This is a genomic window from Rummeliibacillus sp. GQ308, assembly GCF_059759115.1.
In genome coordinates, this window is record NZ_JCAXDQ010000001.1 from 179,135 (window position 1) to 192,950 (window position 13,816).

A 13,816-nucleotide genomic window follows, 5' to 3' on the forward strand; every position below is an offset into this window, starting at 1 on the left:
GAAAAGGGTTATGGGAAATCTTGCAGCACAAGAAAAATCAATGATTGCATCACAAGACAAAGCAGTATTTGAAGCGATGGAAAAAGAATTCGCACGTCAACAATCAAATATCGAGTTGATTGCATCTGAAAATATTGTTTCAGAAGCTGTCTTAGAGGCACAAGGCTCAGTTCTAACAAATAAATATGCAGAAGGCTATCCTGGTAAACGCTATTATGGCGGTTGTGAATATGTCGATGTTGTTGAAAATATTGCACGCGACCGTTTAAAAGAAATTTTCGGTGCGGAATATGCCAATGTACAACCACACTCAGGTGCACAAGCAAATATGGCTGTATACTTCACAATCTTGGAGCAAGGAGATACAGTTTTAGGGATGAATTTATCTCACGGCGGCCATTTAACGCATGGTAGCCCAGTAAACTTCTCAGGCATCCAATACAATTTCGTAGAATATGGTGTGACAGAAGATACACATGTGATTGATTATGAGGATGTTCGCCAAAAAGCACTAGAACATAAACCAAAATTAATCGTAGCGGGTGCATCAGCTTACCCACGCGAAATCGACTTTGCTAAATTCCGTGAAATTGCCGATGAAGTAGGCGCTTATTTCATGGTGGACATGGCTCATATTGCAGGTCTTGTAGCAGCTGGAGCACATCCAAATCCAGTGCCATATGCAGATTTTGTTACTTCTACAACGCACAAAACATTGCGTGGACCACGCGGCGGTTTAATTCTTTGTAAAGAAGAATGGGGTAAAAAAATCGATAAATCCATCTTCCCTGGTATCCAAGGTGGCCCTCTAATGCATGTGATTGCAGCAAAAGCTGTAGCATTTGGTGAAGCGCAACAACCAGAATACAAAGAATACATCCAACAAGTTGTAAAAAATGCAAAAGTTTTCGGTGAAGCTCTTACAGCAGAAGGCATCAATATCGTTTCCGGTGGCACAGACAACCATCTATTGCTTTTAGATGTGCGTTCTTTAGGTCTTACTGGTAAGGTAGCTGAGAAATTATTGGATGATGTTCATATCACTGCCAATAAAAATACCATTCCATTCGATCCAGAAAGCCCATTTGTTACATCTGGCGTACGCGTAGGAACACCAGCAATTACTTCTCGCGGTTTCAAAGAAGAGGATATGAAAGAAGTTGCTTCTATTATTGCAGCGGTATTGAAAAATCCAGAAGACGAAGCTGTGAAAGAAGATGCCATTAAACGCGTAAAAGAATTAACAGACAAACACCCAATCTACTCTAAATAATCAGCCCGTAAATCCGGGATTCATACAAAAGCTGCTCTCACTATTAGTGAAAGCAGCTTTTTATTTGATCGATATTATTTATTCAAATAGTTTTTTAAAATTTGTTTAGAATTTATGCATCCAAAAGTCATGTTGTAACGTCATAACATTAAGAGACCCCCCATTTTGTGGGCAATGAGAATATAAAGTTAATAAAAAATATAAACGAATTACATAAGAACCTGCTATTTCTGTTATAATAAGCAGGATAAACTGAAACTACCAACAGTGTAGAATTACATTTCTGCAGATTGGCAGTTGCGATCGGGCTTTTCACACGCAGTAAGTATTCTCCTAAAAGCATTCTCTTCTGAGTTTATTTTAGGGTGATTAGTTGTGTGCAAAAGCAAGATAAATATATATAAGTAGGGAGAGAACACCTTGGGAAAAGTATACGTATTTGACCATCCATTAATTCAACATAAGCTAACATACATTCGTGATAAGAACACAGGTACAAAAGAGTTTCGTGAACTAGTAGATGAAGTGGCTACACTGATGGCATTTGAAATTACACGTGATATGCCAACAGAAGATATCGAAATCGATACACCAGTTACGAAAACAACTACACAAGTTTTATCCGGTAAGAAAATGGCAATTGTACCTATACTTCGTGCAGGCTTAGGTATGGTAGATGGGATGTTAAAATTAATTCCAGCTGCAAAGGTTGCGCATATTGGTCTTTACCGCGATCCAGAAACACTAAAACCTGTTGAATACTATGCAAAATTCCCAGCGGATATTGAAGAACGTGAATTTATTATTGTGGACCCAATGCTAGCAACAGGTGGATCTGCGATTGAAGCAATTGATTCACTAAAAAAACGTGGCGCTAAAAATATTAAATTTATGTGCTTGATCGCTGCTCCAGAAGGTGTAGAAGCTATTCATGAGCATCATCCGGAAATCGACATTTATATCGCGGCATTAGATGAAAAACTAAATGACCACGGTTATATTGTTCCAGGTCTTGGCGATGCTGGAGACCGTTTATTCGGCACAAAATAATGATTTCGCAAGGAGTGTTTTGATTGTCTAAAAAATGGAAAGTAATGACGGTATTTGGGACAAGACCAGAAGCAATAAAAATGGCGCCCCTTGTATTGGAATTGAAAAAGCATCCAGACAAGTTCGAAACGATTGTGACCGTAACTGCGCAGCATAGAGAAATGCTCGACCAAGTGCTGGAAACATTTCAAATCACCCCTGATTATGATTTGAACATTATGATAGAACGCCAAACCCTTGTTGATGTGACAACAAGGGGATTGGCAGGTTTAGATGCAGTTTTGAAGGAAGTAACTCCTGACATTATTCTTGTACATGGGGATACGACAACTACATTTATCGCAAGTCTTGCAGCCTTCTATAATCAGATTGCCATCGGACATGTCGAAGCGGGTCTTAGAACTGGCAATAAATATTCTCCGTTCCCGGAAGAAATGAATCGCCAGTTGACGGGGATTATGGCTGACATTCATTTTGCGCCAACTGAACAAGCGAAGCAAAATTTGTTGAGCGAAAATAAAAACGAACAAGCAATTGTTGTTACAGGCAATACAGCGATTGATGCGTTGCAAACAACCATTAAAGACAATTACACACATCCTATTTTAGAAAGAATCGGGAAAGATCGCATGATTCTGCTGACAGCCCATCGCAGAGAAAATCTTGGTGAACCGATGCGTCATATATTCAAAGCTGTTAAACGATTAATTGATGAATTTAATAATCTTCAAATTGTTTATCCGATTCATATGAACCCAGCTGTACGGGAAATTGCGAATGAAATACTTGGAGATGAATCAAGAGTTCATTTGATTGAGCCTTTAGAAGTATTTGATTTCCATAACTTTGCTAAAAGATCTTATATGATTTTGACTGATTCTGGCGGGGTTCAAGAAGAAGCGCCGTCGCTTGGGAAGCCAGTCCTTGTCCTGCGTGATACCACAGAGCGTCCAGAGGGAATTCAAGCAGGGACATTGAAGCTAGCCGGAACAAATGAAGAAACCATTTATCAGTTAGCAAGTCAATTATTGACAAATGAAGAGGCATATAATGGCATGGCACATGCTGCTAATCCATACGGAGATGGGCATGCTTCTGAAAGAATAGTTGAATTTTTATACAAATATTTAACAACAAAATAAAGTAGCTTTTCTATTGTTAGGAAAAAATGCAAATTGCTAGTTAAGACCAACAGAAATTGGTTGTTTGATTTGCTTTTGCATGAATGAATGATAATTTCCAGAACACCTTATAAACTTTTTAGAGTTTATAAGGTGTTTTTCTTATTTATATCATTTTTTTAATATATTATTATCGTTTCTTGTAAGAGTGTTTATAACTATGTTTCGAGGATGGAATTAAATCTACCATTCAACCAAAAATAGTAAAAGGATAATAATGCTTAAATATTTGTCTACTATTTGACAAATTAGGCATCTTGTGAAGATTTTCTCAATAACCAATTGACATGAAATATTCACTATTGTATGCTTACAAAGGGTAAGAATGATAAGGGTTTCATAGAAAAAACTCTTTGAAAATCTTTTGATACCAAGTTTCTACTAAATGTGCAGTGAAAATAGGTTTACTGCAGAATTTTAGCGGTTTTTGTACGTCTAGTCGATGTCAAAAGTAAAGCGGTTTCCTCTGGTCTATTTATCATATTTACTTTTTGTGAATAGTGATATTTTGTCTATTGGGTCGCTAGTAGTATTTTACTACTTAACTGACATCTATTCGGTGGTCAGCTATTACTTCCATCATTCGAAAATAAGATTCAGGAGATTAAAGACCAATGCTTGAAATGCATCAGATTTTTGCACGGCAAAAGAAAATGTTATTTTTTTTGCTCGCATTTTGTGCGCTAGGCTGGGGCTTCACATCTTTTAAAACAGTATTCGCTGGTCTCATAGTAGGCGTGCTTTTTGGTCATTATAACTTTTGGATTCTAGTCCGAAGAATGGAAAAATTTGACCGTGCGTTAAGTGAAGAAAAAAGGGCTCCTGGTTTAGGTTCCGGCTTACGTTTTGCCTCTGGTTTCGCAGCGGCAGCAGTCGCACTTACGTGGCCTACATATTTTCACTTAGTAAGCGTTGTCATTGGGCTAATGATTCCGTACGTTCTGCTTTTAGTAGACAGGATCGTATTTCATGTAAAAAACCAATAAGCACAGTTGAAAGTGAGGTGAATACAAAGTGGAACACAACAATCCGCATTTTGAATTATGGGGATTAGATTTTAACCCGGCAAACTTATTAGTTTTGCTTGTCACAGCTTTAATTGTTTTTCTAATCGCTTTCATTTCTACAAGAAGCCTAAAGTTAAAGCCGACAGGCATGCAAAACTTTATGGAATGGGTTATGGATTTTGTGAAAAATATTATCAACAGTAATATGGACTGGAAAACTGGCGGAAGGTTCCATGTATTGGGCATCACGCTGATTATGTTCATTTTTGTTGCTAACATGTTAGGTCTTCCATTCTCAGTCAAAGTTAATGGATACTTATGGTGGAAATCACCAACAGCAGATCCTACTATTACAATGACTCTAGCAGTATTGATTCTCGTATTATCAAACTACTACGGCGTGAAAATGCGCGGTATGAGTAATTACATCGGGACATTCACAAAACCAATGTTATTCTTATTCCCTTTGAAAATTATTGAAGAGTTTGCGAATACGTTAACGTTGGGTCTACGGCTCTATGGTAACATCTATGCAGGTGAAATTCTACTAGGATTGCTTGCAGGACTGGCTACTATGTGGTCAGGTTGGGGCTTTGCAGCAGCAGCCATCCCAACATTAGTATGGCAAGGATTCTCCGTGTTTATCGGATCAATCCAAGCATTTATTTTCGTTATGTTAACAATGGTTTATATGTCTCACAAAGTGAGCGAAGACCATTAAGTATAAATTTGTCTGGCATTTGCTAGGCAGCTGACAACCACAAAAATACAAACAATTTCCAAGGAGGAAAATTAACAATGGGTTTATTAGCAGCAGCAATCGCAGTTGGTTTAGGTGCACTTGGCGCAGGTATCGGTAACGGTTTAATCGTTTCAAGAACAGTAGAAGGAATCGCTCGTCAACCAGAAGCTCGTGGCGTTCTTCAAACAACAATGTTCATCGGGGTAGCATTAGTCGAAGCCCTTCCAATCATCGCGGTAGTTATCGCATTTATCGTAATGAACAAAGGTTAATCGTCTTTAACTGTTTTATCAAATGGCGAAGAAAATTCCATTTATTGAATCCTTCGCCATTCCTTTATTTCTTAAGGGAAAATGACTCAGAATGTATATCTTATACAAAGATTCAATCATAAATGATATGAACTCTAGGCTCTTGAAGGGAGTGAAACAATCGTGTTTTTAGACTATCTATTACTAGGTGAAGCAGCTCATCCAGGTGTAAACTGGGGAGATATTCTTGCAACATTAGTAGTCTTTATCGTCCTAATGCTTCTTCTGAAAAAGTTTGCATGGGGTCCTTTGATGGGCATTATGCAACAACGTGAAGAGCAAGTTGCGGGTGATTTAGAGGCAGCTGAAAAAAGCCGCCAAGAAACGAAACAATTACTGGAAGAACAACGCAGCCTTCTTAAAGAAGCGCGTGTAGAAGCACAAGCGATTGTTGAAAATGCGAAGAAACAAGCAGATCTTCAAAAAGAAGAGATTGTTTCAGCAGCTCGCAATGAAGCTGTGCGTTTACAAGAATCTGCTAAACGTGATATCGAAACAGAAAAAGAAAAAGCCATTGCCGCATTGCGCGAAGAAGTGGTTTCGCTTTCTGTTCTTGCAGCTTCAAAAGTGCTTAATAAAGAAGTATCCGAAGAAGATAATCGTTCACTAATCGAAGAAACGATTGCGAAGGCAGGGGAAAATCGATGAGCCAATCGACTGCTAGCACTCGTTATGCAAAAGCCTTATTTCAATTAGCTGTAGAACATAAATTGCTGAAAGAAGTAACAGAAGACTTACGTGAAGTGAAGATTGCCTTCAAAGAGAACGGCGAACTTTTCCAATTGCTAGATTCACCACGTATTGGCGATGAGAAGAAGAAAGCAATCCTTTCTGAACTTTTTGCTTCTGTACAGCCAATTATTGTGAATGCACTTAAATTGTTAGTTGATAAAAAACGCATTCATGAAGTGGTCAATGTAATTGATGCATTTATCGAACAAGCGAATGCTGCACAAGGCATTGCAGATGCGATTGTCTTCTCGACTCGTCCGCTTACAGAACAAGAAAAGAAACGCATTTCTGCCACATTCGCAGGATTGGTAGGAAAAAGTGCGCTCCATATTACAAACGAAATCGAGCCAGGCTTAATTGGTGGCATTCGAGTTCAAATCGGAAACCAGATTTACGATAATTCTGTTGCAACAAAGCTTACAGGCTTACAACGTAAATTGATCGGTTAATCCAATAAACATTAAAGAGGTGACAAACGTGGGCATCAAAGCTGAAGAAATCAGTGGACTTATAAAAAAACAGATGGAAAATTACCAATCTGAAATGCAAGTTAGCGAAGTGGGTACTATCATCACTGTTGGTGACGGTATCGCTCGTGCTCACGGCCTAGACAACGTCATGGCTGGAGAATTATTAGAATTCTCAACAGGTGTTCTTGGTATGGCACAAAACTTAGAAGAAAATAATGTCGGTATTGTTATTCTAGGACCAGCTAAAGGCATCAAAGAAGGCGATGAAGTACGTCGTACAGGTCGTATTATGGAAGTGCCAGTTGGTGAAGAACTAATTGGCCGTGTAGTAAACGCATTAGGCTTACCAGTGGATGGACTAGGTCCAATTCATACAACAAAAACTCGTCCAATCGAAAGCCCTGCTTTCGGCGTAATGGCACGTAAATCAGTTGATGAACCACTACAAACTGGTATTAAAGCGATTGACGCTTTAGTTCCAATCGGTCGTGGCCAACGTGAGTTAATCATCGGTGACCGCCAAACAGGTAAAACATCTGTTGCGATCGATACGATCTTAAACCAAGCTGACCAAAACATGACTTGTATCTATGTGGCAATCGGCCAAAAAGAATCTACAGTACGTAGCGTTGTTGAAACATTGCGCAAAAACGGAGCTTTAGATTACACAATCGTTATCACAGCTTCAGCATCATCTCCAGCTCCACTTTTATACCTAGCTCCTTATGCTGGTGTATCAATGGGTGAAGAGTTAATGCTTCAAGGCAAAGACGTACTTATCGTTTATGATGATCTGTCTAAACAAGCAGCAGCTTATCGTGAACTTTCATTACTATTGCGCCGTCCTCCAGGTCGTGAAGCTTACCCTGGTGACGTATTCTACTTACACAGTCGTTTACTTGAACGCGCTGCGAAATTAAACGAATCATACGGCGGCGGTTCAATCACTGCGCTTCCATTCGTTGAAACACAAGCAGGCGATATCGGTGCATACATTCCAACAAACGTAATCTCTATCACTGATGGACAAATCTTCTTACAATCAGACTTGTTCAACTCTGGTGTACGCCCAGCGATCAACGCAGGTCTTTCTGTATCTCGTGTTGGTGGTTCTGCTCAAATTAAAGCGATGAAAAAAGTTGCAGGTACGCTACGTCTTGACTTAGCTGCATACCGTGAGCTTGAATCATTCGCTCAATTCGGTTCAGACCTTGATGCGGCTACAAAAGCTAAACTTGAACGTGGTCAACGTACAGTAGAAGTACTGAAACAAGATCTAAATAAACCAATCAAAGTTGAAAAACAAGTAGTTATTCTTTACGCATTAACTAAAGGGTTCTTAGATGATATCCCAGTGCAAGATATTGTTCGTTTTGAACAAGAACTATATGCATGGTTAGATGCGAATGACGAAAAAGGCGCTGGCGTTTTAAATCAAATTCGCACAACAAAAGGCCTGCCATCTGACGAAGATATGGCATCAACTCTTAATGCATTCAAGAAAACTTTCGCTCCTTCAGCAGAGTAAGATTTTTTGATGCGGATTGATAAAATAAAACGGTAAGGTGGTGAAATACCAGTGGCATCATTACGCGAAGTAAAACAACGCATTAAATCTACAACGAGTACAAGTAAAATCACAAATGCCATGCAACTTGTGTCTTCTTCTAAAATGGCGCGTGCCGAAGCAAATGCTAAAGCATATGTTCCATATATGAATAAAATACAAGATGTTGTTGCAGCGATTGCAGCAGGCACACCAGATGGCTCACATCCTATGTTAGTCTCTCGTCCGGTGAAGAAAACGGCTTACTTGATTATGGCTTCAGATCGTGGGCTTGCAGGTGCATACAATTCGAATATTATTCGTACTGCACTAGACGCAATGAACCGTCATGGCCATACAAAAGAAAACGTCGTGATCTTTGCTGTGGGCCGTGTTGTTCGTGATTTCTTTAGTAAACAAGGCTTCACTGTCGTAGGAGAAGAAATCGGTTTGCCCGATCAACCTTCATTTGCGGATATTAAACAAATTGCTCGTAAAGCTGTTGGTATGTTCACAGACGGTACATATGATGAACTTTATATGTATTACAGTCACTTTATCAGTGCAATTGCCAACGAACCTACGGAGAAAAAAGTATTGCCAATTACGGATATAACTCCGTCAAGCGCTACAGGGGCAAGCTACGAATTCGAGCCATCAGGCGAAGCGATTCTAGAAGTATTGCTGCCTCAATATGCAGAAAGCTTGATTTACGGCGCGTTGCTAGACGGTAAAGCGAGTGAACATGCTGCACGTATGACAGCAATGAAGAGTGCTACAGATAACGCTCATGAATTAATCAATGACTTAACAATATTGTATAACCGTGCACGTCAAGCGGCGATTACACAAGAAATTACAGAAATCGTTGGCGGAGCTGCGGCCTTAGAATAGGCGAGCTTCCCCACTGCTGTAATAGTTCGATAGGAGGGAATACAAGTATGAACACAGGACACGTTCTTCAAGTAATGGGTCCAGTTGTCGATGTCCAATTCGACAACAACACATTGCCAGAAATAAACAATGCGCTAACTGTAGAAATCAAACGTCCAAATGAAGAAGCTGTAACGCTTACACTGGAAGTAGCTCTTCACTTAGGTGACAACGCTGTTCGTACAATCGCAATGTCATCTACAGATGGCTTGCAACGTGGCGCAGCCGTAACTGACAAAGGTGCTGCTATTTCAGTACCAGTTGGTGAAGCAACACTAGGTCGTGTATTCAACGTATTAGGTGAAACAATTGACTTAGACGCACCAATCACAGCAGATGTTCGCCGTGACCCAATCCACCGCGAAGCACCTACATTCGAAGAACTTTCAACAAATGTTGAAGTACTTGAAACAGGTATTAAAGTAGTTGACTTATTAGCTCCTTATATCAAAGGTGGTAAAGTCGGCCTATTCGGTGGTGCCGGTGTAGGTAAAACTGTACTAATCCAAGAATTAATCAACAACATCGCACAAGGGCACGGTGGTATCTCCGTATTCTCTGGTGTAGGTGAACGTACTCGTGAAGGGAACGACCTTTACTACGAAATGAGCGATTCTGGCGTTATCAAGAAAACAGCAATGGTATTCGGACAAATGAATGAGCCACCTGGTGCACGTATGCGTGTAGCTTTGACTGGTCTTACAATGGCTGAATACTTCCGTGATGAAATGGGACAAGACGTTCTACTATTCATCGATAATATCTTCCGTTTCACTCAAGCGGGTTCTGAGGTATCTGCGCTTTTAGGCCGTATGCCATCTGCAGTAGGTTACCAACCAACTCTTGCGACTGAAATGGGTCGTTTGCAAGAACGTATCACGTCTACAAATAAAGGTTCTGTAACATCTATCCAAGCTGTATATGTACCAGCCGATGACTATACTGACCCGGCTCCTGCTACAACATTCGCTCACTTAGATGCAACAACAAACCTTGAACGTAAATTATCTGAAATGGGTATCTACCCAGCGGTTGACCCACTTGCGTCAACATCACGTGCGCTTTCTCCTGAAATCGTAGGGAAAGAACACTATGATGTAGCTCGTCAAGTACAATCAACATTACAACGCTACAACGAATTGCAAGATATCATCGCAATCCTTGGTATGGACGAGTTGTCTGATGAGGATAAATTGATTGTTGGCCGCGCACGCCGAATTCAATTCTTCTTATCACAAAACTTCCACGTGGCAGAACAATTCACTGGTCAAAAAGGATCTTACGTACATGTAAAAGATACTGTACGCGGATTCAGAGAAATTCTAGATGGCAAGTACGATAAATTACCAGAAGATGCATTCCGACTTGTAGGTCCAATCGAAGAAGTAGTTGCGAAAGCAAAAGATATGGGCGTAGAACTTTAATACTAGGGACTTGGAGGAAAAAATATGAAGACAACTGTAGTCAACATTGTCACTCCTGACGGCCCAGTATACGATTCAGAAGTAAGCATGGTTATTGTGAAGACTGTAACTGGTGAAATGGGTATTCTGCCTGGACATATTCCAACAGTAGCTCCTTTAGCAGTTAGTGCTGTTCGACTTAAAAAAGACAACAGTATGGATGTTGTAGCAGTAAGCGGCGGCTTTGTTGAGATTCGTCCTGATAAAGTGACAATCCTAACACCTTCTGCAGAAGGTGCTGATCAAATTGATATAGCACGTGCGAAGGAAGCTGTAAAACGTGCTGAAAGCCGACTTCAAAGCAAGCAAGATGACATTGATTTCAAACGTGCGGAATTATCTCTAAAACGCGCGATGAATCGTATCAACGTTAAAGAGGGTAACATCTAAGTAATAAAGTGAAACTTCAATTGGCTGGGTTTTCTTCATTCCTTGCTGATAGTAAGTATTCTATTCGGGTTTTTAGAGACAGCGATCTCCATCTGAACTTTTTGATGATGGAAAGTCTTACTGCCCTTTAAGCCGGATAAAATTAACTTTTTAAGCGAGCAGGATATTCTGCTCGCTTTTTTACAAGTATTAAGGAGGGACGTTATGAACACAATTACAACAATGGTTGGCCAAAATGCACTAATTAGCATATGTTCACATATTTTCTTTATTGCTATTACCTTTTATGCATTGCAAGCCTTTAGGGTGGAGAACATCTTTAAAAAAAATCATGTATTCCAAATACAGCTTGTTTTTATTTTATTGAGCATTGCCATTGGTGCAACTGTGTCAAATTTCTTTCTTGCAATTGCAGCATGGTCTAAACAATTGCCATATTTATTTAATTAAAGCTATTCTGTATGCAAAAGAAATAATGGCACAAACTGATTATACAAACATTCAATCCGGATGATGTATTATAATAGATGTATGCACTTATACAAATTTGATGCATCATACATTATTTCTTTTGCATAAAGCGTAACATTGCCTGGGAAATAAATTGTCGTAAGTTGTTTTATCCAAGAAAATGACGGGTACCTAAGTTGGGTGCGGAATTTTAGAAAATCTTTACACACTTCCAAAGTATTTTACGTAATATAGGAATACTATAGTTATTTATTCGTAGACTGCTAAAATAGTGTAAACGGTGCTTGTCTTTATCCAGAAAAAGCTGTATTATGTAATTTGCTTTGTTACTAATTATTTACAATGATGATTTAAAAAATGGATGAATTTGATGGACTGAAACATAAATATGGATATTTAGAATAAGTTCGGAGGGACATATTGTGGAGAAAATTGTTGTAAAAGGCGGTAAGGTGTTAAGCGGGAAAGTAAAAGTAGAAGGAGCAAAAAACGCTGTTCTACCAGTTCTAGCAGCATCGTTATTAGCATCTGAAGGAAAAAATATAATTAAAAACGTGCCGAACTTGGCCGATGTTTATACAATAGATGAAGTACTAAAAAGCTTAAATGTTCAATTATCTTTCTCAAGTGAGGAAAATATTGTTGAAATTGATGCTTCGGAACAATTATCATCTGAAGCTCAATTTGAGTTTGTACGCAAAATGCGTGCGTCTATTTTGGTGATGGGTCCGCTTCTTGCCCGCAATGGCTATGCGCGTGTAGCAATGCCTGGTGGCTGTGCAATCGGTTCTCGCCCAATTGATCAGCATTTAAAAGGCTTTGAACTAATGGGAGCTAAAATTTCTACGGGCCATGGCTATGTAGAAGCACACACAGAAGGCCGATTAAAAGGCGCTAAAATTTACTTGGATTTCCCAAGTGTTGGAGCGACAGAGAACATCTTGACAGCTGCTGCGCTAGCTGATGGTACGACAATTATCGAAAATGCTGCAAAAGAGCCGGAAATTGTCGATTTAGCGAATTTCATCAATGAAATGGGCGGTAAAGTAGTCGGCGCTGGTACGGATACAATCCGTATCGAAGGTGTTGAAACATTATATGGTACAATACATTCTATTATTCCTGACAGAATTGAAGCAGGCACATTCATGGTTGCAGCTGCAATTACTGGCGGAGATGTACACATTGAAAATGCAGTACCAGAGCATATGACAGCCTTAATTTCTAAAATGGTGGAAATGGGCGTCGAAATTGAGGAAGAAGGAGAAGGCTTGCGCGTCCGTGCAACACATCCATTAAAAGCAGTTGATGTGAAAACAATGCCACATCCAGGATTCCCTACTGATATGCAATCACAGCTTATGTCATTAATGCTTGTTGCAGAAGGTGCAAGTGTTATAACAGAAACTGTTTTTGAAAATCGTTTCATGCATGTAGAAGAATTCCGTCGTATGAACGCGAATGCTAAAATCGATGGCCGCTCTGTTATGATTGATGGACCATGCAAATTGCAAGGTGCAGAAGTAGCAGCGACAGATTTGCGCGCAGCTGCAGCATTGATTCTAGCTGGCTTAGTTGCTGAAGGCATTACACGCGTGTCAGAACTGAAGCATCTGGACAGAGGATATGTTAATTTCCATACAAAATTAGCGGCTCTAGGTGCTGATATTGAACGTATCTCTACAGAAGAAGTCTTTGCCAAAGAATTGCAAGTTAATTCATAAAAAATGAAAAAAACTCATTGCATGTATGCACTGAGTTTTTTTATTTTGGGAAATGTATAAGCCCTTAATCAGAGCCTGTGACCCCAGTGTCAGTAAAAGATCTTCGAGTGGATCGAATAAGCGGTTGAGTGACCTGAATAGAGACCTGAGTGTCCTAAAAAGGAGCCTGAATGACCCGAATGGAGCCAGTGACCGTAAAAGCGCCTCGAGTGGGTCGAAAAATCAACTGAGTGTCCTAAAAAGGAGCCTGAGTGACCCAAAAAGAGCCGAGTGACCGTAAAAGCGCCTCGAGTGACCCGAATAGCGATCTGAGTGACCCAAAAAGAGGACTGAGTGTCCCAAATAGACCCGAGTGTCCGCAAAAGAGCTTCGAGTGGGTAGAGAAATCAACTGAGTGACCTGAATAGCAGCCTGAGTGTCCCAAAAAGAAGCCTGAGTGTCCCTAAAATCATTCCCAAGCCATAATCAACCCACCTCTACCTGTCCTAACCCCAACTTCAACAGTCAAACTGATGCCCCACCT

The 13,816-nt window shown here is 39.9% G+C and carries 14 protein-coding genes; all 14 read left to right on the forward strand.

What is annotated here, in order from left to right; translation table 11 throughout:
• The first annotated feature begins 10 nt into the window (after window positions 1-10).
• A complete protein-coding gene (glyA, locus tag AC6CHJ_RS00955; RefSeq protein ID WP_066791741.1) occupies window positions 11-1,273 on the forward strand; it encodes a serine hydroxymethyltransferase in 1,263 nt (420 codons plus the stop codon).
• A gap of 420 nt (window positions 1,274-1,693) precedes the next feature.
• The gene (gene upp, locus AC6CHJ_RS00960; RefSeq protein ID WP_066791742.1) at window positions 1,694-2,323 is read left to right on the forward strand and encodes a uracil phosphoribosyltransferase; all 630 of its coding nucleotides are present in this window, start codon (window positions 1,694-1,696) and stop codon (window positions 2,321-2,323) included.
• 23 nt (window positions 2,324-2,346) lie between these two features.
• Window positions 2,347-3,465, forward strand: coding sequence for a non-hydrolyzing UDP-N-acetylglucosamine 2-epimerase (gene wecB / locus AC6CHJ_RS00965; protein ID WP_498287005.1), 1,119 nt, complete (start codon window positions 2,347-2,349; stop codon window positions 3,463-3,465).
• Between the two features lie 653 nt (window positions 3,466-4,118).
• Window positions 4,119-4,490 carry an ATP synthase subunit I gene (locus tag AC6CHJ_RS00970; protein WP_066791744.1) on the forward strand — a complete coding sequence of 124 codons (372 nt, stop codon included), beginning with the start codon at window positions 4,119-4,121 and terminating at the stop codon, window positions 4,488-4,490.
• A gap of 28 nt (window positions 4,491-4,518) precedes the next feature.
• Window positions 4,519-5,232, forward strand: a complete 714-nt coding sequence (gene atpB, locus AC6CHJ_RS00975) for a F0F1 ATP synthase subunit A (RefSeq protein WP_392995398.1) — start codon at window positions 4,519-4,521, stop codon at window positions 5,230-5,232.
• A gap of 77 nt (window positions 5,233-5,309) precedes the next feature.
• Window positions 5,310-5,525: a F0F1 ATP synthase subunit C gene (gene atpE, locus AC6CHJ_RS00980; protein ID WP_147195406.1), complete on the forward strand. Its 216-nt coding sequence runs from the start codon at window positions 5,310-5,312 to the stop codon at window positions 5,523-5,525.
• A gap of 162 nt (window positions 5,526-5,687) precedes the next feature.
• Complete coding sequence (atpF, locus tag AC6CHJ_RS00985) at window positions 5,688-6,212, forward strand: F0F1 ATP synthase subunit B (RefSeq protein ID WP_147195405.1); 525 nt, start codon at window positions 5,688-5,690, stop codon at window positions 6,210-6,212.
• Window positions 6,209-6,745: a F0F1 ATP synthase subunit delta gene (locus AC6CHJ_RS00990; protein WP_147195403.1), complete on the forward strand. Its 537-nt coding sequence runs from the start codon at window positions 6,209-6,211 to the stop codon at window positions 6,743-6,745. The genes atpF and AC6CHJ_RS00990 overlap by 4 nt, the downstream gene beginning before the upstream one ends.
• 28 nt (window positions 6,746-6,773) lie before the next feature.
• Complete coding sequence (atpA, locus tag AC6CHJ_RS00995) at window positions 6,774-8,294, forward strand: F0F1 ATP synthase subunit alpha (RefSeq protein ID WP_066791749.1); 1,521 nt, start codon at window positions 6,774-6,776, stop codon at window positions 8,292-8,294.
• Window positions 8,295-8,345: 51 nt separating this feature from the next.
• Entirely contained in the window at window positions 8,346-9,206 is an 861-nt protein-coding gene (atpG, locus tag AC6CHJ_RS01000) for an ATP synthase F1 subunit gamma (protein WP_147195401.1), read from the forward strand.
• A 47-nt stretch (window positions 9,207-9,253) separates the two neighbouring features.
• The gene (gene atpD, locus AC6CHJ_RS01005) at window positions 9,254-10,669 is read left to right on the forward strand and encodes a F0F1 ATP synthase subunit beta (RefSeq protein WP_066791751.1); all 1,416 of its coding nucleotides are present in this window, start codon (window positions 9,254-9,256) and stop codon (window positions 10,667-10,669) included.
• A 24-nt stretch (window positions 10,670-10,693) separates the two neighbouring features.
• The gene (locus AC6CHJ_RS01010) at window positions 10,694-11,098 is read left to right on the forward strand and encodes a F0F1 ATP synthase subunit epsilon (RefSeq protein WP_147195399.1); all 405 of its coding nucleotides are present in this window, start codon (window positions 10,694-10,696) and stop codon (window positions 11,096-11,098) included.
• Window positions 11,099-11,302: 204 nt separating this feature from the next.
• A complete protein-coding gene (locus tag AC6CHJ_RS01015; RefSeq protein ID WP_066791753.1) occupies window positions 11,303-11,548 on the forward strand; it encodes a DUF1146 family protein in 246 nt (81 codons plus the stop codon).
• 443 nt (window positions 11,549-11,991) lie between these two features.
• Complete coding sequence (gene murA / locus AC6CHJ_RS01020) at window positions 11,992-13,293, forward strand: UDP-N-acetylglucosamine 1-carboxyvinyltransferase (RefSeq protein ID WP_498287006.1); 1,302 nt, start codon at window positions 11,992-11,994, stop codon at window positions 13,291-13,293.
• Window positions 13,294-13,816 lie beyond the last annotated feature (523 nt).